Origin of the sequence: Blattabacterium clevelandi, from assembly GCF_003268615.1 — a bacterium.
Lineage (GTDB): Bacteria > Bacteroidota > Bacteroidia > Flavobacteriales > Blattabacteriaceae > Blattabacterium > Blattabacterium clevelandi.
Map to the genome: position 1 here is coordinate 236,466 of NZ_CP029844.1, position 23,521 is coordinate 259,986.

The window sequence follows — 23,521 nt, forward strand, 5'->3', positions numbered from 1 at the left end:
TATTGATAATATGGGTCATAATATAAAAATTAAATTAAAGTCTTACGATTATAATTTATTAGATAAGTCTGCTGAAAGAATTGTAAGCTCTGTACTACCAACAGGAGTTGTTTTGAATGGGCCAGTCCCATTACCTACTGAAAAAAAAATATTTACAGTTTTACGTTCTCCCCATGTAAATAAAAAGTCTAGAGAACAATTTCTTCTTCCAACTCATAAAAGACTTTTACAAATTCATAATGCATCGTCTAAAACAGTAGATGCTTTGATGAAATTAGAATTACCAAGTGGAGTTGAAGCTGAAATTAAAGTATAAATATATAAAATGAATGGGTTAATAGGGATCCATCTTGGTATGAGTAGTTTTTTTTCCCGAGATGGAAAAAATATTCCATGTACTATTATAAAAATTGGTCCATGTTATATAGTACAGATAAAAACTATAAAACAAGATGGTTATTCATCTATTCAATTAGGAATAGAAGATAAAAAGAAAAAACATACGACTAATTCTTTAAAAGGACATTTTAAAAAAGCGGGACTTACTCCAAAAAAAAAACTTATAGAAATTAGAGATATTTCTTTGATAGATAAAAAATCTTTTAAATTAGGTAGTAAAATAAATCCAGATTTCCTTATAGAAGGAGAATTAGTAGACGTAAAAGGAATTTCTAAAGGTAAAGGATTTCAAGGTGTAGTAAAAAGACATAAATTTTCAGGAGTTGGAGAAAGAACTCATGGTCAACATAATCGTTTAAGATCACCTGGATCTGTTGGAGCAGGATCTGATCCATCACGTATTTTTAAAGGAAAAAAAATGGCTGGAAGAATGGGGGGTGAAAATGTAACTATTCAAAATTTGAAAATATTAAAAATAGATATATCTCAAAATATTTTAATATTAAAGGGGGCTGTTCCAGGAAATAAAAATTCATATTTAATGATTAAGAAAAAAAAATGGAATTAAAAATTTTGGATATTCAAGGAAATTATACAGATCGAAAAATTGAATTTAATGAAAATTTTTTTGGTAAAAAATCTTATGATCATTCTATTTATTTGGAAATAAAAAGATATTTATCTGCACAGCGTCAAGGAACACATAAATCTAAAGAAAGAGGAGATTTATCTGGAAGTACTAGAAAATTACATAGGCAAAAAGGAACTGGTGGATCTAGAAAAGGTGATATTAAAAATCCTTTATTTAGAGGAGGTGGAAGAATTTTTGGACCACGTCCTAGACATTATTTTGAAAAAATAAATAAATTAACAAAGAATTTAGTAAAAAAAACAATTATAGGATATAAACTAAAGGAAAATAAAGTAAAAATTATAGAAGATTTTCAATTAAAAATTCCAAAAACTAAATTTATATTGAAAATATTGAAATTTTTAAAATTAGAAGATAAAAACTCATTAATGATAATTGGAAAACCAAATAAAAATTTATATTTATCATCTAGAAATTTAAAAAATTTTAAATTATTAAATATCAATGAATTAAATAGTTATTCTTTATTAAATTCTTTATATATTATTTTGTCCGAAAATTCAATGGAAAAAATTTATGAAATATTGAATAATTAGTTATATATGATTTTAATAAAACCTGTTATTACGGATAAATCTTCTATGAATGAAGAACAAATTTGTTATACTTTTTTTGTATGTATAAAAAGTAATAAAAATCAAATTAAAAAAGAAATAAATAAAGTATTTGGTGTTACTACAAAAAAAATTCGAACTATAATTTATCCTAGAAAAGATAAATCTAAATATACTAAAAAAGGATTTCTATATGGAAAAACAATTAGATTTAAAAAAGCTATTATTCAATTAAAAGAAAATCAAAAAATTGATTTTATTAATCAAAAAAAAATCTAAATGTCAGTTAAAAAAATAAAACCTACAACACCTAGTCAACGGTTTAAAATTATCAATAATTTTGATGAAATTACAAATTTTAATCCAGAAAAGTCTTTGACGAAAGGAAAATGTAAATCTGGAGGTAGAAATAATTTTGGAAGAATGACTATGCGTTATGTTGGAGGGGGACATAAAAAAAAATATAGAATTATTGATTTTAAAAGAAGAAAATTTGGAATATCTGCTATTATAAAATCTATAGAATATGACCCAAATCGATCTTCTTTTATTTCTCTTTTACATTATAAAGATGGAGAAAAAAGTTATATTATAGCTATAAATGGATTTAAAATAGGACAACAAGTGATATCTGGAAAAGAAGTTCCTTTTAATATAGGTAATTCTACTTTTTTAAGTGAAATTCCATTAGGAACAAATATTTCTTGTATAGAATTAATTCCTGGACAAGGTGCTAAAATAGCTAGAAGTGCAGGATCTTATGCTCAATTATTTGCAAAAGAAGGAAAGTATGCAACTATAAAATTTCCTTCTGGAGAATTAAGAATCGTCATGGTTTCTTGTATGGCTACTATCGGTATAGTTTCCAATTTAGATCATCAGTTAGAAATATATGGAAAAGCTGGTAAAAAACGCCATCTTGGAAGAAGACCTAGAACTAGAGGAGTAGCTATGAATCCAGTAGATCATCCAATGGGAGGAGGAGAAGGTAAAGCTTCTGGTGGAATACCTAGAAGTAGAAAAGGATTACCTTCTAAAGGATTTAGAACACGTAATAAAAATAAATATTCAAATAAATATATTTTACAAAGAAGAAAAAAATAAATTTTTTATATTATGGCAAGATCATTAAAGAAAGGACCATTTGTTTCTCAACAATTGTATAAAAAAGTTTTGAAAAATATTAAACTTGAAAAAAAATCTATCATTAAAACATGGTCCAGACCATCTACAATTCTTCCAGATTTTGTAGGACAAACTTTTGCGGTTCATAATGGAAGACAATTTATTAATGTGTATATTACAGAAAATATGATTGGTCATAAATTAGGTGAATTTTCTCCTACTCGTACTTTTAGAGGCCATTCCGGTTCTAAAAATAGATTAAAGGTAAAAAATTAGAATTTTCTTAAAAAAAATGAATTTTAAAGAACAAACTATTGTTTCAGGATCTTTAAATAGAATTCGTAGTTCTCCAAGAAAAATAAGATTAGTAGTTGATATTATTCGAAATAAAGAAATTAAAAATGCTTTGGATATACTAAAATATAGTAAAAAACATAGAATTTCTATTTCATTAAGAAAATTGCTTATTTCTATATTATCCAATTATAAGAAAAAATATATGGAAGATGATATTGATGAAAAATCTTTATATATAAAGGAAATTAGAGTTGATCAAGGAAAAACTTTAAAAAGATTACGTCCTGTACCTCAAGGTAGAGGTCATAGAATTAGAAAAAGATCAAGTAATGTAGTAGTTACTTTAGGAAAAATAAAATAAATGTAATGTAAAATATATATGGGACAAAAAACAAATCCAATTGTTAATCGATTGGGGATTGTTATGGGATGGCAATCTAGTTGGTGTAATAATTATAAGGATAGAATACAAGAGGATTTTAAAGTTAGAAGGTATATAGAAGCTCGTTTACTTAAAGGAATTGTTTCTCGAGTTTTTATAGATAGAACTTTGAAATTTATAACGATAACTATTAGAACTTCGAGACCAGCTCTTGTTATAGGAAAAAGAGGGGAAGAAGTGGATACTATTAGAAAAGAATTAAGAAAATTGACTAAAAAAGAAGTTCAAATTAATATATCTGAAGTAAGAAGACCAGAATTAGATGCACCTCTAGTAGCTAAAGGATTAGTTAGACAATTGGAAAATAGAATATCTTATAAAAAAGTAATTAAATTATCTATTATCTCAGCTATGAGAATGAATGCTCAAGGTATAAAAATTCAGATTTCTGGAAGATTGAATGGATCTGATATGGCTAGACGAGAATCTTATAAAGAAGGGAGAATTTCTCTTGGAACTTTTCGGGCAGATGTAGATTATCATATGGCAGTAGCTCATACAGTTTATGGAAGCATCGGGGTAAAAGTTTGGATTATGAAAGGAGAAATATATGGAAAAAAAGAATTATCTCCATTATTTGGATTACAACAAAAAAAATCACGTTTTTATAATAATAAATTTTCTTCTTTTAATAGAAATAAAAAAGTATAATTTTATGATTTTATTATATAATTAATTTGATTATATAGTTATTATTTTTATTTATGTTACAACCAAAAAAAACAAAATATAAAAAAAATCAAAAAGGAAGAATACGTGGTAATGCTTCAAAAGGGCTTATTCTTTCAAGAGGATTATATGGAATAAAAGCAATGGAAGGTGCGTGGATTACATCTAGACAATTAGAAGCTGCTCGTGTAGCGGCTACTAGATATATGAAAAGAGAGGGAAGATTGTGGATAAATATTTTTCCAGATAAACCAATAACAAAAAAACCACAAGAAGTTCGTATGGGAAAAGGAAAAGGTCCTGTAGAATTTTGGGTATCTGTTGTTAAGCCTGGAAGAATATTATTTGAAATAGATGGTGTAGAAATGATAATTGCTAAGGAAGCATTAAGATTAGCTTCTCAAAAATTTCCTATAAAAATGAAATTTATTTTTTCAAAAGAATTTGTAGAATGAAAAAATATTCGGAAATTCAAATTTTATCTGTTAATGATATTCAAACGAATATAAAAATTCAAAAAAAAAATTATCAAAAAATGAAATTTGATCAAGTTTTAAATTTAAAAAAAAATTTTGTAAAAATTAGAATTTTGAGAAGATATATTGCTAAATTAAAAACTGAATTAAATAAAAAAATAAATGATAATAAATCAGGAAAGTAAGAATGTTTCTATTCTTAGAAATAACAGAAAAAAAAGAATGGGAATAGTAATTAGTAATAAAATGAATAAAACCATTATTGTTTCTGAAACCAAAAAAGTAAAACATAAATATTACGGAAAAAGTATTCTAAAAAAGAAAAAATATATGGTTCATGATGAAGAAAATATATCCAAAAGTGGAGATAAAGTAAAGATTATGGAAATAAGACCTATTAGTAAAAATAAATGTTGGAGATTAATTTCAGTTTTAGGAAAAAACGGATAATATGTTACAACAAGAATCTAGATGTAGAGTTTCGGATAATTCAGGAGCAAAAGAAGCTTTAATTATTCGTGTTTTAGGAGGGTCTAAAAAAAAATATGCTTTTTTAGGTGATTCGATAGTTGTTACAATCAAATCTGCTATTTCTAGCGGAGGTATAATAAAAAAAGGACAAATTTCTAAAGCAATAATAATTAGAACAAAAAAAAGAACGAGAAGAAAAGATGGATCTTATATAAGTTTTGATGATAATGCTTGTGTTTTGATTAATCCTTCTGGAGAGATGATGGGAACTCGAGTTTTTGGACCAGTAGCAAGAGAGTTAAGAGATTTGGAATATATGAAAATTATTTCTTTAGCTCAAGAAGTTTTATAAAATTATAAAATTTTATTTATTTAAATATGATAAAAAAAGGAGATAAAATTTCTATTTTATCAGGAAATTATAAAGGATTGAAAGGAGTAATTTCAAAAGTTTTTCCTAAAAAGAAAAAAGTGATTGTATTTGGAATAAATATGATGAAAAAACATATTAAACCTAATGCAAAAAACCCTAAAGGAGGAATTATAAAAAAGGAAGCTCCTATACATATATCTAATTTAAAAAAAGAAGAAAAAAAGAAAATAGATGATACCTTATCAGTCTAGATTAAAAAAATTATATAAAGAAAAAATAGTCCAAAATTTAATAAAAAAATTTGATTATAGTTCAATTATGGAAGTTCCTAGACTTAATAAAATAATTGTACATCAAGGGGTTGGGAAATCTACATTAGATAAAAAACTTATAGATTTTTCTATGAATGAAATAACATCTATTGTAGGACAAAAAGCTATTTTTTGTTATTCAAAACATGATGAATCTGGATTTAAGTTAAGAAAAGGAATGCCTATAGGAGTAAAAGTAACCTTACGAAGGATAAAAATGTATGAATTTTTGGAAAGACTGATTTCAGTTGCTTTACCTAGAGTAAGAGATTTTAATGGAGTAAAAAAAACTAGTTTTGATGGATTTGGAAATTATAATATGGGTATTACGGAACAAGTAATTTATCCAGAAATTAATATTGATAAAATTAAAAAAAATATGGGGATGAATATTACATTCGTGACTTCTGCAAAAAGTAATTTAGAAGCTAAATCCCTTTTATTTTATTTTGGAATACCATTTAAAAAATGATAAATAAATGGCTAAAGAATCTGTAAAAGCAAGACAAATAAAAAGAGAAAAAATCGTATTGAAATATGCAAAAAAAAGAGAAAGTTTGAAAAAATCTAAAAGTTATGAATTATTGCAACAACTACCTAGAAATGCATCTCCAGTACGTTTACGGAATAGATGTACAATAAGTGGAAGAAGTAGAGGATATATGAGACTATTCGGTATATCTCGTATTGTTTTCAGAAATATGGTTTCTCAAGGTCTTATTCCTGGAGTGAAAAAAGCAAGTTGGTAATTGATATAATAAAAAAATAAAATATGAATACCGATCCTATTGCAGATTTTTTAACGAGAATTAGAAATGCTTGTTTTGCAAAACATAAATTATTGAAAATTCCCTCTTCTAAATTAAAAAAAGAGCTTTCTAAAGTTTTATTAGAAAATGGTTATATTTTGGATTATAAATTGGAAAAAAATAATAAAGAAATAATTAAAATTGCTTTAAAATATTTTAAAAAAAATTCCGTAATTCAACGATTAATTAGAATAAGTAAACCAGGATTAAGGAAATATACTAAATATAAAAATATACCTCGTGTTTTAAATGGATTAGGAATTGCAATTATTTCTACTTCTTATGGTATAATAACAGATAAACAGGCAAGAAAAAAAAGATTAGGAGGTGAAATTTTGTGTTATGTTTATTAAAAATTTTTTTTATTATGTCTAGAATTGGAAAAATTCCTATATCTATACCTAAGGATGTATCTGTAAATATTATTGATAATAAAATAATTATAAAAGGAAAATTAGGAATTTTAAGCCAAACATTTTCCGAAAAAATAAAAATTATTTTTAAAAATGATCAATTATTTTTAAGTAGAATACAAGAAGATAAAAAAACTAAATCTTTACATGGATTGTATCGTGTATTAATTGATAATATGGTAAAAGGAGTTACTAATGGATTTCAAAAGGAATTGGAACTAGTTGGAATTGGATATCGAGTATCTTATTATGAAGAAAAAATATTAGAATTTAATTTAGGTTTTTCTCATAAAATTATGATGAAAATTCCTAAAGAAATTTATGTAGAAATAAAAATAAAGAAAGGTAAAAATCCAATTCTTACATTAAAATCTTATGATAAACAACTTTTAGGTATGATAGCTTCTAAAATTCGTTCATTAAGAGTCCCAGAACCATATAAGGGAAAAGGAATAAAATATTTAAAGGAATTTATTCGTAAAAAAACTGGAAAATCTGCTTAAATATTATTATTTTATGAAGAAAAATAAAAGAATATTAAAAAAAGTTTTAGGAACTAAAAAAAAACCTAGAATTACTGTTTTTAGAAGTAATCGAGCTATTTATGCACAAATAATTGATGATTTATCTGGTAAAACTTTAGTATCTTCTTCTTCTAGAGAAAAAATATTTAGAAATAATAATATGAAAATAAAGAAAACAAAAATAAAATTATCTAATGAAGTTGGAAAATTATTAGGAGAACGAGCAAGTTTATTAAAAATAAAAAAGGTTATTTTTGATAGAGGAAGGTATTTATATCATGGTAGGATAAAATCCTTAGCAGAAGGAGTAAGAGAAATGGGTTTAGATTTTTAAGTAAACTATGGTAATTTTTTTAGAAAAAAAAGGAAAACATACAGGATTAGAACTAAAAGAAAGATTAGTTGGAGTTACAAGAGTATGTAAAGTTACTAAAGGAAGGAGATATTTTAGTTTTAGTGCTATTGTTATTAAAGGAAATGAAAATGGAATGGTAGGATATGGATTTGGAAAATCTAAGGAAGCTTCTGATGCTATTCGTAAAGCTGGAGAACAGGCAAAACGTAATTTATGTAAAGTATGTATTTATAATGGAACTATACCACATGAACAAGAAGCTAGGTATGGTGGAGCTCATATCCTCATTAAGCCAGCATCTGAAGGAACTGGAATTATAGCAGGTGGACCTTTAAGAGCTGTACTTGAAACTGTAGGATTAAAAGATGTTTTATCAAAATCTAAAGGATCATCCAACCCCCATAATATAATTAAAGCGACAATTAAAGCTTTAAAATATATGAGAGATGTTCAGATAATTTCTAGAGAAAGGGGAATTTCTATTGAAAGAGTATATAATGGAATGGAAGAGGTTTTAAAGTAAAAAAGTAAATAAAAAATATAAATAAATTTTATGATGGAGTTAAATTTTTTGATTCCAAGAAAAGGATCTAAAAAAAAAAAATTAAGATTAGGTAGAGGACAAGGTTCTGGAAAAGGGGGAACTTGTGGAAGAGGACATAAAGGATCAAAATCTCGTTCTGGATATTCTAAAAAATTGGGATTTGAAGGTGGACAAATGCCTATTCAAAGAAGAATTCCAAAATTTGGATTTAAAAATCATAATAGAAAAAAATATTTTATAATTAATTTAGATACTTTACAAGAATTAGTAGATAAGGGAAAAATATCTAATATTATTAATCAACAAACGTTATTGAATAATCGTTTAGTAAAGAAGAAAAATGGATTAATAAAAGTTTTAGCAGGAAGAAAAATATTAAAAATTCCGTTAAAAATTACTGCATCTAAATTTAGTAAAAAAGCTGTTTTTTATATAAAAAAAGCAGGTGGAGAGGCCTTTTCCGTTTCCGTATGAAATATATAGATTGGATTTCATGAATAATTTTTTAATTACATTTTATAATATTTGGAATGCAAAGGAATTACGGAAAAAAATAATAATAACTTTAAGTCTTTTATTAGTATATCGTTTTGGTGCATATATTCCTATTCCTGGAATTAATCCTTTAGGGATTATTGATTTTATGAAACCAATGAATTCAGGATCTAAAGGATTAATGCAAATTCTTTCTTCTTTTACTGGAGGGGCTTTTAATCGTGCTTCTATTTTAGCTTTAGGAATCATGCCATATATATCTGCTTCTATTATAATACAATTAATGTGTATTATCATTCCTTATTTGCAAAAAATTCAGAGAGATGGAGAAAGTGGAAAAAAACAAATTAATTTGATAACAAGATGGTTAACTGTTGGAATATGTTTAATTCAAGCTCCTTTATATCTTATTTCTTTAACTAAACAATTTAATCCTATTAATGATTCATCATCTTCTGATTTATATTTATCCAATACATATCTTTTGAATATAAATACTTTTTATGGAAAAACTTTATTTTGGACAATTGGAATAATAATATTAACCTCAGGAACAATGTTTACTATGTGGTTAGGAGATAAAATAACGGATGAAGGGATAGGAAATGGAATTTCTTTAATTATTATGTCTGGAATTATAGTTCGTTTTCCAGATTCTATTGTAAAAGAAATATATAATAAATTAAATATTGGAAATGGAGGAATGATTATTTTATTTCTTGAATTTTTATTATGGTTAATAGTAATTCTTTTTTGCATTGTAATTATTCAATCTATTAGAAAAATTCCTGTTCAATATGTTTCTCATTATAAATCTTTAGGATTAAGTTCTAAATTGATTCATAAAAAACATCAGTATATTCCATTAAAAATGACTTCTGCTGGAGTAATGCCTATTATTTTTTCTCAAGCAATTATGCTTTTTCCATTAACTTTTTTTAATTACGTAAATAATGAAAAAATTAAAAATTTTTTTTATTTATTTCAAGATGTTTATGGTTTATGGTATAATTTGGCTTTTTCTATATTGGTAATAATATTTACTTTTTTTTATACAGCAATTACTATTCCAGTAAATCAAATAGCTGATGATTTAAAAAGAAATGGAGGACATATACCGAAAGTAAAACCAGGGAAAGAAACTGTAGAATATATAGATTCCATCTTATCAAGAATTACACTTCCTGGTGCTATATTATTATCTATAATTGCAATACTTCCATCTATAGTTTTTCGTATGGGGATCACTCAAAATTTTTCTTTATTTTATGGAGGAACTTCTTTATTAATAGTTGTAGGGGTAACATTAGATATTATACAACAAGTAGATATATATCTATTAAATTATTATTATGACGATTTAATGATGATAAAAAATCGTAACAATAGTAGATATATTTCTAGTAAAAAAATATAGTAATTTTATGTTTATTTTTTTTATGTATATTATGAATATAATGTAATTAATTTTGTATTTTTATGGCTAAACAAAAGCATATAGAAGTAGATGGAACAATTATAGAATCTTCCCCAAATGCTATGTTTCGTGTTGAATTGGAAAATGGTTGTATTGTTAAGGCTCATATTTCAGGAAAAATGAGAATGCATTATATAAAAATTTTACCTGGTGATAAGGTAAGATTAGAAATGTCTTCATATGATTTGAATAGAGGTAGAATCACTTATAGATATTAAAATATTAAAAAAAAGTTAGTTAATAAATTATATATATGAAAGTAAGGACTTCTTTAAAGAAAAGAACAGATAATTGTAAATTTATTAGAAGAAAAGGACGTTTACGTATTATTAATAAAAAAAATCCTAGATTTAAACAAAGACAAGGTTAATTTTAATATTAAAACAATATATATTATTCTATGGCTAGAATTTCAGGAATAGATATTCCAAAATATAAAAGAGGGATTATTGGTCTTATGTATTTGTATGGAATAAGTAAAAGTTTATCAAGTAAAATTTTATTCCATGTTGGAATTGATGAAAATGTAAAAGTAGAAAGTTGGTCTGATGAAGATATAAGTAATATAAGAAAATATATATCAGATAATATAAAAATAGAAGGAGAATTAAGATCTGAAATTCAATTAAGTATTAAGAGATTAATGGATATTGGATGTTATAGAGGAACTAGACATAGAAAAGGTCTTCCTTTAAGAGGGCAAAAAACTAAAAATAATTGTAGAACTAGAAAAGGAAGAAAAAAAACTGTAGCAAATAAGAAAAAAATAACAAAATAGAATTTTTTTATAGAAAAAATATGGCAAAGTTATCATCGGGTAAAAAAAAATCAGTTGTAGTTGATTCATTGGGAGAAGCTCACATTCAATCTACGTTTAATAATATTATTATTACATTAACGAATAAAAAAGGAGAGGTTATAGCATGGTCTTCTGCTGGAAAGATGAATTTTAAAGGTTCTAAAAAGAATACTCCTTATGCTGCTCAAATAACTGCAGAAAATGTAGCAAAAGAGGGATTAAATAAAGGGATAAAAAAAGTTGAAATAAAAGTAAAAGGACCTGGATCTGGTAGAGATGCAGCAATACGAGCTTTAAGCAATTCTGGAATTTTAGTAACTTTAATAAAAGATATTACTCCTTTACCTCATAATGGTTGTCGACCACCAAAAAGAAGAAGAGTTTAATTTTTTTAAATTATGGGAAGATATATAGGACCAAAAACGAAAATTTCTCGTAAATTTGGAGAATGTATATATGGGGAAGATAAATATTTTGAAAGAAGAAAATATCCATCTGGAGAACATGGAAATAGTCGTCGTAGAGGTAAACGATCCGAATATTTTGTTCAATTGATAGAAAAACAAAAAGCAAAATATACTTATGGTATATTAGAGCACCAATTTAAAAAACTATTTATCGAATCTTCAAGAAAAAAAGGAATTACTGGAGAATTATTATTACAATCATGTGAATCTCGTCTTGATAATATTGTTTTTAGATTAAAATTTGCTCCATCTAGGTCATCAGCACGTCAAATAATTTCTCATAAGCATATTGTTGTGAATAATTCTATTGTTAATATCCCTTCTTTTAGATTAAAACCTGGGGATAAAATTGGAATAAGAGAAAAATCAAAAAAACATCCAGTTATATTAGAATCTATCAATAAAAAAATAGGAATTATAGTAGAATGGTTAATTTTGGATGAAAAAAATATGTTTGGAATATTTAGAATTATGCCAAAAAGAATCCAAATACCAGAAAATATTAAAGAACAATTAATTGTTGAATTTTATTCAAAATAAAAATCAATATTATGAATATTCTAGATTTTGTTAAACCTAATAAAGTTACAGTATCTGAATTTTCAGATTATAAGGGTATTTTTCATTTAAAACCTTTAGAGCCTGGTTATGGAATTACATTAGGAAATTCTTTGAGGAGAGTATTATTAAGTTCATTAAAAGGATTTGCGATAACTTCTATTAGAATTAAGGATGTTAAATATGAATTTTCTACTATAGAAGGAGTTATTGAAGATGTTACTGAGATTATTCTAAATCTAAAAAAAATTCGTTTTAAACAGAAAGTAGATGGAGTAACTAAAGAAGTAGTTAATGTTTTTTTGAATAAAGATGAAAAAATAACCGGAAAAATTTTAAATAAATTTATTTCTAATTTTCAAATTCTAAATACAGATTTATTAATTTTTAATAAAAATAAGTCTATTCCATTAGAAATGAGTTTTACTATTGAAGAAGGGAGAGGTTATGTTCCTGCAGAAGAAAATAAAAAAAATAATAATGATTTAATTGGAAATATTCCTATAGATTCTATTTATACTCCTATTAAAAATGTGAAATATATAATAGAAAATTGTCGTGTTGGACAAAAAACAGATTTTGAAACCCTTTTATTAGAAATCAAAACGGATGGATCTATATGTCCTAAAATAGCTTTAATGGAAGCTTCTAATATTTTAATTCAATATTTTTCTATTTTTTCTCATGAAAAAATTGGAAAAGAAGAGCCTGAAAAAATTGGAAAAAAAAATAAATATGATGAAGATTTTTTACGTATGCGTACATTACTAAAATCTAAATTAAATGAAATGGATCTATCTGTACGTACAAAAAATTGTTTAAAATATGCTTCTATAGAAACTATAGCTGATTTAGTAATTCGTAATAAAACTAGTATGTTAAATATGAGAAATTTTGGAAAAAAATCATTGGAAGAATTGGAAATTAAAATGAAAAATAAAGGTTTATATTTTGGAATGAATATATCTGAATATGAAATAAATAATAAAAATAAATAGATTTTTTATTTTGTTGTATGAATCATAGAAAAAAAAATAATCATTTAGGTAGAAAATATGGGCATAGAAAATCTATTTTATCTAATATGTCTTCATCTTTGATTAAAAATAAAAAAATTTTTACTACTCTTGCTAAAGCTAAAGCTTTAAAAAAATATGTAGAACCTATTATAACAAAATCTAAAATAAACACCACTCATTCTAAAAGAAATATTTTTTCTTTATTAAGAGATAAAATTGCTGTATCGGAACTTTTTAATGAATCTTTTAAAAAAGTTCGTGAACGTCCTGGTGGATATACAAGAATTATAAAAATGGGATTTCGTTTTGGAGATATGGCAAAAATATCTCTTATTGAATTAGTAGATTTTAATAATATTTATAATTTCAAAAAAAATTTAAAATCGGTAAGGCGTAGTGTAAAAAAAAAAAGGATTAACCCAATAGAATAATGAGAAAAATAAAAATTATTAAAGCAAGACAAATATTAGATTCTAGAGGGAATCCTACTGTAGAAGTAGATGTTATTACAAATAATAACATATTAGGACGTGCATCAGTACCATCTGGAGCTTCAAAAGGGGAAAATGAAGCAATGGAATTAAGAGATGGAAATACTGAATTTTTAGGTAACGGTGTTTTGAAAGCTGTTCATAATGTTAATAATATTATTGCTCCTGAATTAATAGGAAAATCTGTAATGGATCAATTATATATAGATCGATTAATTTTAAATTTAGATGGAACAAAGAATAAAAGAAGATTAGGTGCTAATGCTATTTTAGGTGTTTCTTTAGCGGTTACAAAAGCAGCTTCCAAAGAATTAAATATTCCTATTTATAAATATATGGGAGGTATATATGCACATTCTCTTCCAATTCCTTTAATCAACATTGTAAATGGAGGCAAGCATTCTGATACCTCTATAGTATTTCAGGAATTTATGATAGTTCCTGTAGGTGCACATACTTTTTTTGAAGCTATTCAAATGGGATATAAAATTTATTATAAATTAAAAAAAATTTTATCTAAAAAAGGATTATCTACAAATATTGGTGATGAAGGAGGTTTTTCTTCTAATTTTAATAATATTGAAGATGTATTAGATAATATTTTAGAATCTATACATTTATCAGGTTATGAACCATATGATCAAATAGGTATTGCATTAGATTGTGCTGCTTCTGAATTTTATAAAGAAGAAAAATATAATTATTCTAAATTTGAAAAACTACCAAATAGTAAAGAAAAAATAAAAAAATCTAGAAAAGAACATGTTAATTATTTATCATTTTTAACGAAACGTTATCCAATTATATCTATAGAAGATGGAATGGATCAAAATGATTGGGATGGATGGAAATTATTAACTAATGAATTAGGTAAAGAAATTCAATTAGTTGGAGATGATCTTTTTGTTACACAAGTTGAAAGATTAAATAAAGGAATAAAAGAAAAAATTGCAAATTCTATATTGATAAAAGTTAATCAGATAGGAACACTTACAGAGACTATAGAAACTATAAGTATAGCAAAAAAAAATAAATATAATAATATTATTTCTCATCGTTCTGGAGATACAGAAGATTCTTTTATAGCAGATCTTTCTGTTGCATTTAATATTGAACAAATTAAAACAGGTTCTATTTGTCGTTCGGAACGTACTTCAAAATATAATCAATTATTGCGTATTGAAGAATTACTTGGAAAAAATTCTTATTATCCAAAATGGTTTTTAAACTAAAAAAAATCGTTAACGATTTTTTTTAGTTTAAAAACCATGGAATTAGTAATCATATCAGTTTTTATTATAGGATATTTATTTATTACCATTGAGAATTTTATTTCCTTAAATAAGGTGATTCCATCTATTCTTATGGCAACTATTTGTTGGTCATTAATCATGTTTTGGAATTTACCAGTTTTTGAATTAGATAACGATTTAATTAAATGGAAAAATCCTAATTATCTATTATTACATCATTTAGGAAATGCTTCCGAAATTATTTTTTTTCTTATTGGATCCATGTCAATAGTTTCCATTATTGATATGTATTCTGGTTTTGAAATTTTAGTAGGTTTTTTTTATTCCAATACGAAACGAAATTTTTTATGGATAATAAATTTATTGTCTTTTTTTTTATCTGCAATTATAGATAATCTTACAGCTACTATAATTTTAATTATTATTTTAAAAAAAATTGTAGTTAATTATAAAGAACGATTACATTATTTAGGATTAATCATTATATCGGCTAATGCAGGAGGAGTATGGTCTCCAATAGGTGATATAACTACTACTATGTTATGGATTTCTAATAAAGTAACAACTATCAATCTTATAAAAAAAGTATTTATACCATCTGCTTTATGTATGTGTGTTTCTACTTTTATAGGTTCATTAATACCTATTTTTAATGGATTTATTCAAATTAAAAAAAATAAATTATCAAAATCAGATTTTAAAAGAGGATTTTTTGTATTAAAATTGGGGTTAGGTCTTATATTATTTGTTCCTATTTTAAAAACTATAACTGGTATTCCTCCATATATGGGGATGATGTTTTCTTTTGGAATTCTTTGTCTAATAACCAATATTTATTATAAAAGTCATTTTTCTATGGATCAAGTATTTAAAAAATTAGATTTTTCTAGTATATTATTTTTTTTAGGAATTTTACTTTCTATTTCTTCTTTAGAATCTTTAGGAAAACTTTATGATTTATCTCATTGGATTAATAATATAGTCTATTCATGGAAAATCAAAACTTTTATATTAGGATTAATATCTTCTTTTATAGATAATGTACCTTTAGTAGCTGCTATTATATCTATGTTTAATTATTCTATAGATCATGAATTTTGGCATTTTATAGCTTATATGTCTGGAACAGGAGGAAGTATTTTATTAATAGGATCAGCTTCTGGAATAACAGCTATGGGAATGGAAAAAATAGATTTTTTTTGGTATTTAAAAAAAATTAGTTGGTTAGCTTTTATAGGATTTTTATCTGGTTTTTTATATTTATTAATTGATCCATTTTTTTCTTTTTAATAGTTCTATCAATGTTCCTCCAAGATATGAAAAATGGAAAAATATAGGAAGAATTATAATTTCAAACCATAATGGAAATGTATATAAAAAAATATGAATGAAGGCAATGATCAATAAAATAATTCCAGTTAATCCTGCATAAGCTTTTTTAGCATTTTGTACAAAAAAAGCTGTTGTAATTCCTCCTAATAAAGCACTAAAAGCATAGAAAAAAAATAAAGTTATAAAAAAACCAGAAGGAGCATGAATAAATACATATCGTATATTTTTTAATGGAATGAATTGTATATTTATAAACCATTTTTTGATTAATTTAATTGAATAAATTATTTCAATAATACTAACTGATATTCCTATGAATACTGCAAAAAAATTTCTATACATATAACATTATTAAAAAAAGTATTTTTTTTGTTATTTTGTAAAAATAAAATAATTTATTTTGTTATGTATTCTAAAATAAATTGGAATTCTATAAAAAAATATGAGGATATTAATTTCTATTTTTGGAAAGGAATTTCCAAAATAGAAATTAATAGACCTAAATGTCATAATGCTTTTCGTGTAGAAACAGTAAAAGAAATGATAGATGCTATAGATATATGTCGTGATCGAAGAGATATAGATGTATTAATTATAACTGGATCTGGAGAAAAGTCTTTTTGTTCTGGAGGTGATCAGAATAAAAGAGGATTAGGTGGTTATTTAGGAAGAGATGGAATTCCAAGATTAAATATTTTAGATTTTTATAAAAAAATCCGAGAAATACCTAAACCAGTTATTGCTATGGTTAATGGATTTTCTATAGGTGGTGGACATGTTTTACATGTAGTTTGTGATTTAACTATTTCCTCTAGTAATGCTATTTTTAGTCAAGTAGGTCCAAAAGTAGGATCTTTTGATGGAGGATTTGGAGCTTCTTATTTAGCTCGTCATATTGGTCAAAAAAGAACACGAGAAATGTGGTTTTTATGTAAAAAATATTCTGCTAATGAGGCATTAAAAATGGGATTAATTAACAAAGTAGTTCCCCTAAATAAATTAGAAACAACTACTATAAAATGGTGTCAATTAATCCAAAAAAGGAGTCCAATGTCTTTGAGAATGATTAAACGTTGTTTAAATGCAGAATTAGATGGACAGCATGGATTGATGCAATTAGCTGGAGATGCTACTTTAATGTTTTATTTAATGGAAGAATCTCAAGAAGGGAAACAAGCTTTTTTAGAAAAAAGAGAACCAAATTTTAGAAAATTTACAAAATTTTTATGAATTTAAAATATTGGATTTATGCAATTCGTTTACATACTTTACTCCTTTCTTTTTCTGGAATTACTTTAAGTTTCTTAATATCTAAATCTAGAGGATATGGAGATTATTGTACTTATTTTTTGTGTCTTATAACTGCTATATTTTTGCAAATATTAGCTAATTTTTCAAATGATTATGGAGATAGTATAAAAGGAGTAGATAATTTTAGAAGAATTGGCCCAAATAGAACGGTTCAAAATGGATTTATTTCATTAATTTCAATGAAAAAAGCAATAAATATATTTTCTATTTTATCTTTTATTTTTGGATTTTTATTAATTTATAAATCTATTAGATTACAAAATATTTTTCTTTTTTTATTTTATTTTATAGGAATTTTGATTTGTATATATAGTTCTATTAAATATAGTATTGGTTCTTATCCTTATGGATATTTAGGAATGGGGGATTTATCTGTTTTGATATTTTTTGGTTTTATTTCTATAGGAGGAAGTTATTTTTTATATACAAAATTCTATCCTTTGGATATATTTTTTTTATCTTTATCAATAGGATTATTGAATCTTTCTGTTTTAAATATTAATAACATGAGAGATATAGATAATGATTATAAAAATGGAAAATATACTGTAGCAGGAATATTGGGAATTAAATATGCAAAAATATACCATATTTTATCTATTATATTATCTATATTTTTAGGTTTTTTATTTAATTTTTTAAATTATAAAAATTTATACCAATGGATTTTTTTTATATCCAATATCCCTTTTTTGATACAACATTTAAAGAAAATTATTTATATAAATAACCCAAAAGATTTCAATGATGAACTTAAAAAATTAGTTGTAATTATTTTTTTTTATTCTATGAGTATAGGAATAGGAATTCAATATTCTTCTTTAAAAAATTAATAATAAAAATAAAATGAAAATTACTTTTTTTACTCATAGTACATATATGTTAGAAATCCATAAAAATTTTTTATTGGTAGATCCTTTTTTTTCCGAAAATCCTATTCTAACAAAAAGTACATTATCATCAAATAAATATATCCAATTTTTTGAAAAAATTGATTATATTTTATTAACTCATGCTCATTATGATCATGTATGTGATGTAGAAATTTTTGCAAAAAAATTTAATTCTTTAATTATATCAAATTATGAAATATCTAATTTTTTTAATAAAAAAGGATTAAAAACATATGGGATCAATTATGGATCTTTCATTTCTTTTCCATTTGGAAAATTAAAATATGTTTGGGCTACTCATTCTAGTGCTTTTAAGGATGGAACTTATGGAGGAAATCCTGGAGGATTTTTATTACACACAGATAAAGGAAATATTTATTTATCAGGAGATACTTCTTTAACATATGAAATGACTCTTATTCCTAACTTTGGAAAGTTAAAAATATCTATTCTTCCTATAGGAGGAATTTATACTATGGATGTTGAAGAAGCTATTATTGCTTCCAATTTTTTACAATGTGATAAAATATTAGGGGTACATTACGATACTTTTGAATCAATAAAAATTAATCGAGAAAAAGCAAAAAAAAGTTTTTTTGATAATAAAAAAAAACTTTTTTTATTAGAAATGAAGGAATCTATATGGATTTAGATCCATTTTTTTTATAAATTAATCTTTTTAATATCTAAAATATAAATAGTTATTAAATATGATAATCAATTATTTTTTTAAAAAAAAATTTTTTTTTAAAAAAAAAATAAAAAATTCTAAAAGAACATTCAATTATAATATAATTTGGTACCTGATTGTAAGAAAGGATGATAAGATAGGAATTGGAGAATGTAATCCCTTATTGGATAATAATGCATTTAAAAATTTAAATGTTTATGAAAAAGAATTGTTATGTCTTTCTGAAAAAATAAATATTATCCAAAAAAATGAATCTTATTATTATCATTCCTATATTTCTTATTCCTCAATTTTATTTGGATTAGAACAAGCTTTTTTAGGTTTAAAAAATAAATATCCCATATTGTATGATTCTAAATTTACCAATGGTAAATTAGGTATTTCTATAAATAGCTTAATATGGTTATTTTCATTATCTAATATTAATATAGAGAATGAAGTAAAAAAAATAGAAAAAGATATTAATAGAGGTTTTTCATTGATTAAAATGAAAATAAGTCCCAAATTATTTCCTTATCAACTTTTAGTTTTAAAAAAAATAAAAAAAAAGTATCCATATATAAAAATACGTATCGATGCAAATGGATCTTTTAAGAATAGTAAAGAAGCTTTATATTATATTAATAAACTTTATGAAATAAATATTGTTTATTCAGTAGAGCAACCTATAGAAATTGGAAATTGGAAAGATCTATCCAATATATGTAAAAAATCAAAATTACCTATAGCATTAGATGAAGAATTAATAGGAATTAATAATTTAAAATTTAAAAAAAGATTATTAGATATTATATCTCCTAAATATATAATATTAAAACCCAGTGTATGCGGAGGTTTTTTTGGATCTAAGGAATGGATAATAGAAGCATATAAAAGAAAAATAGAATGGTGTATAAGTTCTTCTTTAGAGAGTAAAATAGGAATAAATGCAATAGCACAATGGACTTTTAAAATGGAAGAAAAATATAATAGGGGGGTTCATGGATTAAATATAGGATATTTTCATAATGATTTTTATTCTCCTTTACATATAAAAAAAGGTTACATTTGGTATAATCCATTAAAAAAATGGAAGTTCAAGAATCTTTTTTAAAAATAAGAATTAATTTTTATTCAAAAAAAAAATCGAATTATTTAATTTTTAAGGGAGATCCTTTATACCCATGGAAAAAATCCATTTTTTCTTTTTTAGAAAATTGGAATAATAGGAATCAATCGGTATTGATGAGTTTAACTTCTGGAACAACAGGAATTCCTAAAAAAGTTTTTTTTAATAAAAAGTATATGTATGAATATGCAAAAAAAACGGTAGATTTTTTAAATTTAAAAAATAAAAAAATTCGAGGGCTTTTATGTTTATCTCCAGATACTATAGCAGCAAAAATGTTTTTAATTCGTTCTATTATATTTCATTGGGATATTGATTGTATTCCTCCATCATCTAATCCTTTAAAAAATATAAAAGAAGATTTTGATATTGTATCTATGGTTCCAATGCAAGTTTATTCTAGTTTAAAAAGTTTAAAAAAAATAAGGATTCTTTTAATAGGAGGGTCTCCAATTTCTATTGATTTAGAAAAAAAATTACAAAAAGTTTCTACTATTTGTTATGCAACTTATGGAATGACAGAAACATTAGGGCATATAGCTTTAAAAAAAATTAATGGATTATATAAAACTAATTATTATCAAACATTAAAAAATATTTCTATTAATATAGATCAAAGAAATTGTTTAGGAATATTTTCTCCATATTGTATAAATTCTTTTATTCAAACTAATGATATTGTTCATATGATTTCTAAATATCAATTTCATTGGATAGGTAGATATGATAATATTATTAATAGTGGAGGGATCAAAATTATTCCTGAATTGGTCGAAAAAGAAATATATCCTTTTATTCCTTTTTACAAAAGATTTTTTATCTCTTCAATTCCAGATAAAATATTGGGAGAAAAAGTAATACTAATTATTGAAGGATCTGTTTTTTCTATTAAAATTCCAAAATCTATCTTCATAGGAAAAAAAAGATTTTATAAACCCAAAAATATTTTTTTTATACAAAATTTTATAGAGAATTCTTTGGGAAAGTTAAAAAGAAAAGAAATTAAAAATCAATTAATGGAAAATCTTATAAATAAACATTTATTCTAAATTTAGTATTTTTTTTTCAAAATGTGATTTTAATATAATAAAAAAAGATTCTGTATCTAAGTAGTTATTATTCCTATTTTTATAAGTATTATTTTCATATACAAGTTTGTATAAATCTTTAGTCATTATTCCTGATTTAATTAATTCTATACAAGTTTCTTCCATTTTTTCCGAAAATTTTTTTAAACTAGAATTTTTATCCAAAAATGCTCGATGTTTGAGACCACGAGTCCAAGCAAAAATAGAAGCAATAGGATTTGTGGATGTTTTTATTCCTTTTTGATGTAATCTATAATGTCTAGTTATGGTACCATGAGCAGCTTCCGATTCTATTGTTTTTCCATCTGGAGTCAGTAAAATTGAAGTCATCATTCCTAATGAACCAAATCCTTGAGCTATAGTATCCGAATGAACATCTCCATCATAATTTTTGCAAGCCCATATAAATCCTCCATTAGATTTTATTGCATAAGCTACCATATCATCAATCAAACGATGTTCGTAAGTGATTTTAATTTTTTTAAAAATTGATAAAAATTCTTTTTGATATATTTTATGAAAGATATCTTTGTATTTTCCATCATAATTTTTTAAAATAGTATTTTTTGTAGAGAGAAAAAGAGAACGTTTTTTGTAAACGGAATAATTGAAACATGAACGGGCAAATCCATAGATAGATTGATCTGTATTATACATAGCCATGGAAATTCCTGGTGTTATAAAATGGTGAATTTCAAAATTTTGAATTTTTTTCTTTTGATTATCTGGTATAAATTGAAGGTATAATTTTCCTTTTTCTTTAACAATAATATCTATTGCATTATATTGATCTGCATATGCATGACGGGCAATACATATTGGATTTTTCCAATTTGGAATTGGACGAGGTATATTCTCTACTATAATAGGTTCTCTAAAAATAGTTCCATTAAGAATATTTCTTATTGTCCCATTTGGAGATTTCCACTTTTTTTTTAAATGAAATTCTTTCATTCTTTTTTCATCAGGTGTAATGGTAGCACATTTAATTCCAACATTATATTTTTTTATTGCATTACCAGCTTCTATAGTAATTTGATCCTCTGTAAAGTCTCTATTATCTATCCCTAGATCAAAATAAATAATTTTAATATCTAAATAAGGAATAATTAAATATTTTTTAATATATTTCCATATAATTCTGGCCATTTCATCTCCATTGATTTCTACTATAGGATTAGTAACTTTTATTTTTTTCATATTATAATTTTTTTTATAAAAATATTACATTTTTTGATTTAATCAAACATTAATAAAAGAAATTCTTATATTTGTTTTTTTTAAACTATTTATTTATTTTACAATATTCTATTTTTTTGAATTTTTATTCTATTCATCATCCTTTTAAAAAAATATATTTTTATTTTTGAAAAGTTCGGTAACTTCTATAATATAATAATAAATAGTAGTTAATAATAATGGCAATGAATAGAAAAGATGAAACTTAAAAAAAAATAAAATATTATTAGAAAAATTAAGAATTCTTTCATAAATATTTCCAGGAAATATAGTTTTTTTATACAATTTTTAATATCGAAGATCAACTGATATCTCATTTTATTCTTAATAGAAAAATTACTATAAAAATATTTACATTAGATACAGGTATAATTTTTGAAAAAAACTATAAATTTTGAAGCACCCTATAAAGTTTGGTCATATAAAAATCAAGGTTATAATCATTCTATTTAAAACTATTTTCAAAATACGAATAGATTAGAAAAGTTTGTATCAGAAAATGGTCCTAATTCTTTTTATGAAAATGTTAAAAATAGAACAAAATGTTGTTTTTTACGAAAAATAGAACCATTAAAAAGATCTTTAAAATGAAATTTAATTTGGATTACTGTATTCCTTTAAGTAGTACAATCTATTGAAAGAAAAAAATTTAATCATTTAGAATGGGATTCTAATTAGAATAATTAAGTATTATCCTCTTCTTGATTGGAATTTTAAAAAAATTATTCAAAAATATAATATTCCTTATAATCATTTGTATAATAAATTAATAAAGTCTATTTGATCATAGCATGTTCTCCATGTCCTCGATCTATAAAAAATGTAAAAAAATATCGTATTGTACGTTAGTGGTGGTAATCAAACTATGTAAAAAAATAATATGGAT

General features: G+C 24.0%; 37 protein-coding genes. 35 read left to right on the forward strand and 2 right to left on the reverse strand.

All coding sequences use genetic code 11. The annotated features are described in order from the left end of the window. Positions 1 to 10: 10 nt before the first annotated feature. The 30 genes from rpsJ (at position 11) to DM817_RS01295 (ending at position 16,263) form a co-directional block, all read left to right on the forward strand. A complete protein-coding gene (gene rpsJ, locus DM817_RS01150; RefSeq protein ID WP_113738235.1) occupies positions 11 to 316 on the forward strand; it encodes a 30S ribosomal protein S10 in 306 nt (101 codons plus the stop codon). A gap of 9 nt (positions 317 to 325) precedes the next feature. After that, the gene (gene rplC / locus DM817_RS01155) at positions 326 to 967 is read left to right on the forward strand and encodes a 50S ribosomal protein L3 (protein WP_113738236.1); all 642 of its coding nucleotides are present in this window, start codon (positions 326 to 328) and stop codon (positions 965 to 967) included. Beyond that, complete coding sequence (gene rplD, locus DM817_RS01160; protein WP_113738237.1) at positions 958 to 1,587, forward strand: 50S ribosomal protein L4; 630 nt, start codon at positions 958 to 960, stop codon at positions 1,585 to 1,587. Before rplC ends, rplD begins: the two co-directional genes overlap by 10 nt. A gap of 6 nt (positions 1,588 to 1,593) precedes the next feature. Then, complete coding sequence (locus DM817_RS01165) at positions 1,594 to 1,884, forward strand: 50S ribosomal protein L23 (RefSeq protein WP_113738238.1); 291 nt, start codon at positions 1,594 to 1,596, stop codon at positions 1,882 to 1,884. Then, positions 1,885 to 2,709 (forward strand): 50S ribosomal protein L2, encoded by an 825-nt coding sequence (rplB, locus tag DM817_RS01170; protein ID WP_113738239.1) that lies wholly within the window; start codon positions 1,885 to 1,887, stop codon positions 2,707 to 2,709. It abuts the gene before it with no gap. A gap of 12 nt (positions 2,710 to 2,721) precedes the next feature. Further along, positions 2,722 to 3,006: a 30S ribosomal protein S19 gene (gene rpsS, locus DM817_RS01175; RefSeq protein ID WP_113738240.1), complete on the forward strand. Its 285-nt coding sequence runs from the start codon at positions 2,722 to 2,724 to the stop codon at positions 3,004 to 3,006. Positions 3,007 to 3,022: 16 nt separating this feature from the next. Beyond that, positions 3,023 to 3,388, forward strand: a complete 366-nt coding sequence (gene rplV / locus DM817_RS01180; RefSeq protein WP_113738241.1) for a 50S ribosomal protein L22 — start codon at positions 3,023 to 3,025, stop codon at positions 3,386 to 3,388. Between the two features lie 18 nt (positions 3,389 to 3,406). Then, positions 3,407 to 4,120 (forward strand): 30S ribosomal protein S3, encoded by a 714-nt coding sequence (rpsC, locus tag DM817_RS01185; protein ID WP_113738242.1) that lies wholly within the window; start codon positions 3,407 to 3,409, stop codon positions 4,118 to 4,120. Positions 4,121 to 4,173: 53 nt separating this feature from the next. Further along, on the forward strand, positions 4,174 to 4,593 hold the full coding sequence (rplP, locus tag DM817_RS01190; RefSeq protein WP_113738243.1) for a 50S ribosomal protein L16: 420 nt from the start codon (positions 4,174 to 4,176) through the stop codon (positions 4,591 to 4,593). Further along, positions 4,590 to 4,799: a 50S ribosomal protein L29 gene (gene rpmC, locus DM817_RS01195; RefSeq protein WP_113738244.1), complete on the forward strand. Its 210-nt coding sequence runs from the start codon at positions 4,590 to 4,592 to the stop codon at positions 4,797 to 4,799. Before rplP ends, rpmC begins: the two co-directional genes overlap by 4 nt. After that, a complete protein-coding gene (gene rpsQ / locus DM817_RS01200; RefSeq protein ID WP_113738245.1) occupies positions 4,777 to 5,064 on the forward strand; it encodes a 30S ribosomal protein S17 in 288 nt (95 codons plus the stop codon). The genes rpmC and rpsQ overlap by 23 nt, the downstream gene beginning before the upstream one ends. A gap of 1 nt (position 5,065) precedes the next feature. Beyond that, a complete protein-coding gene (gene rplN, locus DM817_RS01205; RefSeq protein WP_113738246.1) occupies positions 5,066 to 5,437 on the forward strand; it encodes a 50S ribosomal protein L14 in 372 nt (123 codons plus the stop codon). Positions 5,438 to 5,463: 26 nt separating this feature from the next. Continuing rightward, complete coding sequence (gene rplX / locus DM817_RS01210; protein WP_113738247.1) at positions 5,464 to 5,709, forward strand: 50S ribosomal protein L24; 246 nt, start codon at positions 5,464 to 5,466, stop codon at positions 5,707 to 5,709. Further along, entirely contained in the window at positions 5,690 to 6,241 is a 552-nt protein-coding gene (gene rplE / locus DM817_RS01215; protein WP_201260535.1) for a 50S ribosomal protein L5, read from the forward strand. Before rplX ends, rplE begins: the two co-directional genes overlap by 20 nt. A 7-nt stretch (positions 6,242 to 6,248) precedes the next feature. Continuing rightward, positions 6,249 to 6,518, forward strand: coding sequence for a 30S ribosomal protein S14 (rpsN, locus tag DM817_RS01220; RefSeq protein WP_113738248.1), 270 nt, complete (start codon positions 6,249 to 6,251; stop codon positions 6,516 to 6,518). Between the two features lie 23 nt (positions 6,519 to 6,541). Beyond that, on the forward strand, positions 6,542 to 6,931 hold the full coding sequence (rpsH, locus tag DM817_RS01225; RefSeq protein WP_113738249.1) for a 30S ribosomal protein S8: 390 nt from the start codon (positions 6,542 to 6,544) through the stop codon (positions 6,929 to 6,931). Positions 6,932 to 6,945: 14 nt separating this feature from the next. Beyond that, positions 6,946 to 7,494: a 50S ribosomal protein L6 gene (rplF, locus tag DM817_RS01230; protein ID WP_113738547.1), complete on the forward strand. Its 549-nt coding sequence runs from the start codon at positions 6,946 to 6,948 to the stop codon at positions 7,492 to 7,494. A gap of 13 nt (positions 7,495 to 7,507) precedes the next feature. Next, the gene (rplR, locus tag DM817_RS01235) at positions 7,508 to 7,849 is read left to right on the forward strand and encodes a 50S ribosomal protein L18 (RefSeq protein WP_113738250.1); all 342 of its coding nucleotides are present in this window, start codon (positions 7,508 to 7,510) and stop codon (positions 7,847 to 7,849) included. Positions 7,850 to 7,856: 7 nt separating this feature from the next. Beyond that, positions 7,857 to 8,393 (forward strand): 30S ribosomal protein S5, encoded by a 537-nt coding sequence (gene rpsE / locus DM817_RS01240; protein WP_113738251.1) that lies wholly within the window; start codon positions 7,857 to 7,859, stop codon positions 8,391 to 8,393. Between the two features lie 33 nt (positions 8,394 to 8,426). Next, the gene (rplO, locus tag DM817_RS01245) at positions 8,427 to 8,888 is read left to right on the forward strand and encodes a 50S ribosomal protein L15 (protein ID WP_113738548.1); all 462 of its coding nucleotides are present in this window, start codon (positions 8,427 to 8,429) and stop codon (positions 8,886 to 8,888) included. A 19-nt stretch (positions 8,889 to 8,907) separates the two neighbouring features. Next, positions 8,908 to 10,326: a preprotein translocase subunit SecY gene (gene secY, locus DM817_RS01250; RefSeq protein ID WP_113738252.1), complete on the forward strand. Its 1,419-nt coding sequence runs from the start codon at positions 8,908 to 8,910 to the stop codon at positions 10,324 to 10,326. A gap of 62 nt (positions 10,327 to 10,388) precedes the next feature. Then, positions 10,389 to 10,604 (forward strand): translation initiation factor IF-1, encoded by a 216-nt coding sequence (infA, locus tag DM817_RS01255; RefSeq protein WP_113738253.1) that lies wholly within the window; start codon positions 10,389 to 10,391, stop codon positions 10,602 to 10,604. A 35-nt stretch (positions 10,605 to 10,639) separates the two neighbouring features. Further along, the gene (rpmJ, locus tag DM817_RS01260; RefSeq protein ID WP_014246191.1) at positions 10,640 to 10,756 is read left to right on the forward strand and encodes a 50S ribosomal protein L36; all 117 of its coding nucleotides are present in this window, start codon (positions 10,640 to 10,642) and stop codon (positions 10,754 to 10,756) included. Between the two features lie 30 nt (positions 10,757 to 10,786). After that, positions 10,787 to 11,164 (forward strand): 30S ribosomal protein S13, encoded by a 378-nt coding sequence (gene rpsM, locus DM817_RS01265; protein WP_113738254.1) that lies wholly within the window; start codon positions 10,787 to 10,789, stop codon positions 11,162 to 11,164. Positions 11,165 to 11,184: 20 nt separating this feature from the next. After that, on the forward strand, positions 11,185 to 11,571 hold the full coding sequence (gene rpsK / locus DM817_RS01270) for a 30S ribosomal protein S11 (protein WP_113738255.1): 387 nt from the start codon (positions 11,185 to 11,187) through the stop codon (positions 11,569 to 11,571). Positions 11,572 to 11,583: 12 nt separating this feature from the next. After that, positions 11,584 to 12,192 carry a 30S ribosomal protein S4 gene (rpsD, locus tag DM817_RS01275; RefSeq protein WP_113738256.1) on the forward strand — a complete coding sequence of 203 codons (609 nt, stop codon included), beginning with the start codon at positions 11,584 to 11,586 and terminating at the stop codon, positions 12,190 to 12,192. 11 nt (positions 12,193 to 12,203) lie between these two features. Further along, positions 12,204 to 13,208, forward strand: a complete 1,005-nt coding sequence (locus tag DM817_RS01280; protein WP_113738257.1) for a DNA-directed RNA polymerase subunit alpha — start codon at positions 12,204 to 12,206, stop codon at positions 13,206 to 13,208. A 17-nt stretch (positions 13,209 to 13,225) separates the two neighbouring features. Then, a complete protein-coding gene (gene rplQ, locus DM817_RS01285; RefSeq protein ID WP_113738258.1) occupies positions 13,226 to 13,660 on the forward strand; it encodes a 50S ribosomal protein L17 in 435 nt (144 codons plus the stop codon). Further along, positions 13,660 to 14,952 carry a phosphopyruvate hydratase gene (gene eno, locus DM817_RS01290; RefSeq protein WP_113738259.1) on the forward strand — a complete coding sequence of 431 codons (1,293 nt, stop codon included), beginning with the start codon at positions 13,660 to 13,662 and terminating at the stop codon, positions 14,950 to 14,952. The genes rplQ and eno overlap by 1 nt, the downstream gene beginning before the upstream one ends. Positions 14,953 to 14,988: 36 nt before the next feature. After that, complete coding sequence (locus tag DM817_RS01295) at positions 14,989 to 16,263, forward strand: SLC13 family permease (RefSeq protein WP_113738260.1); 1,275 nt, start codon at positions 14,989 to 14,991, stop codon at positions 16,261 to 16,263. Here DM817_RS01295 and DM817_RS01300 read toward each other — a convergent pair. Next, on the reverse strand, positions 16,237 to 16,647 hold the full coding sequence (locus DM817_RS01300; protein ID WP_113738261.1) for a hypothetical protein: 411 nt from the start codon (positions 16,645 to 16,647) through the stop codon (positions 16,237 to 16,239). The genes DM817_RS01295 and DM817_RS01300 overlap by 27 nt on opposite strands. 63 nt (positions 16,648 to 16,710) lie before the next feature. Between DM817_RS01300 and menB the strand changes: the two genes are divergently transcribed. From menB to DM817_RS01325, 5 genes are read left to right on the forward strand one after another with little or no spacing between them, the layout of a single operon-like run. Next, complete coding sequence (gene menB, locus DM817_RS01305; protein ID WP_113738549.1) at positions 16,711 to 17,535, forward strand: 1,4-dihydroxy-2-naphthoyl-CoA synthase; 825 nt, start codon at positions 16,711 to 16,713, stop codon at positions 17,533 to 17,535. Next, positions 17,532 to 18,449 (forward strand): 1,4-dihydroxy-2-naphthoate octaprenyltransferase, encoded by a 918-nt coding sequence (gene menA, locus DM817_RS01310; RefSeq protein ID WP_113738262.1) that lies wholly within the window; start codon positions 17,532 to 17,534, stop codon positions 18,447 to 18,449. Before menB ends, menA begins: the two co-directional genes overlap by 4 nt. A gap of 13 nt (positions 18,450 to 18,462) precedes the next feature. Further along, positions 18,463 to 19,161: a metal-dependent hydrolase gene (locus DM817_RS01315; RefSeq protein WP_113738263.1), complete on the forward strand. Its 699-nt coding sequence runs from the start codon at positions 18,463 to 18,465 to the stop codon at positions 19,159 to 19,161. 58 nt (positions 19,162 to 19,219) lie between these two features. Continuing rightward, on the forward strand, positions 19,220 to 20,293 hold the full coding sequence (locus tag DM817_RS01320; RefSeq protein WP_201260536.1) for an enolase C-terminal domain-like protein: 1,074 nt from the start codon (positions 19,220 to 19,222) through the stop codon (positions 20,291 to 20,293). Beyond that, a complete protein-coding gene (locus DM817_RS01325) occupies positions 20,269 to 21,357 on the forward strand; it encodes an AMP-binding protein (RefSeq protein ID WP_113738264.1) in 1,089 nt (362 codons plus the stop codon). The genes DM817_RS01320 and DM817_RS01325 overlap by 25 nt, the downstream gene beginning before the upstream one ends. Here the strand turns inward: DM817_RS01325 and DM817_RS01330 are convergent. Then, entirely contained in the window at positions 21,349 to 22,596 is a 1,248-nt protein-coding gene (locus DM817_RS01330) for an NADP-dependent isocitrate dehydrogenase (RefSeq protein WP_113738265.1), read from the reverse strand. The two genes, DM817_RS01325 and DM817_RS01330, sit on opposite strands and share 9 nt — an antisense overlap. Between the last annotated feature and the right edge of the window lie 925 nt (positions 22,597 to 23,521).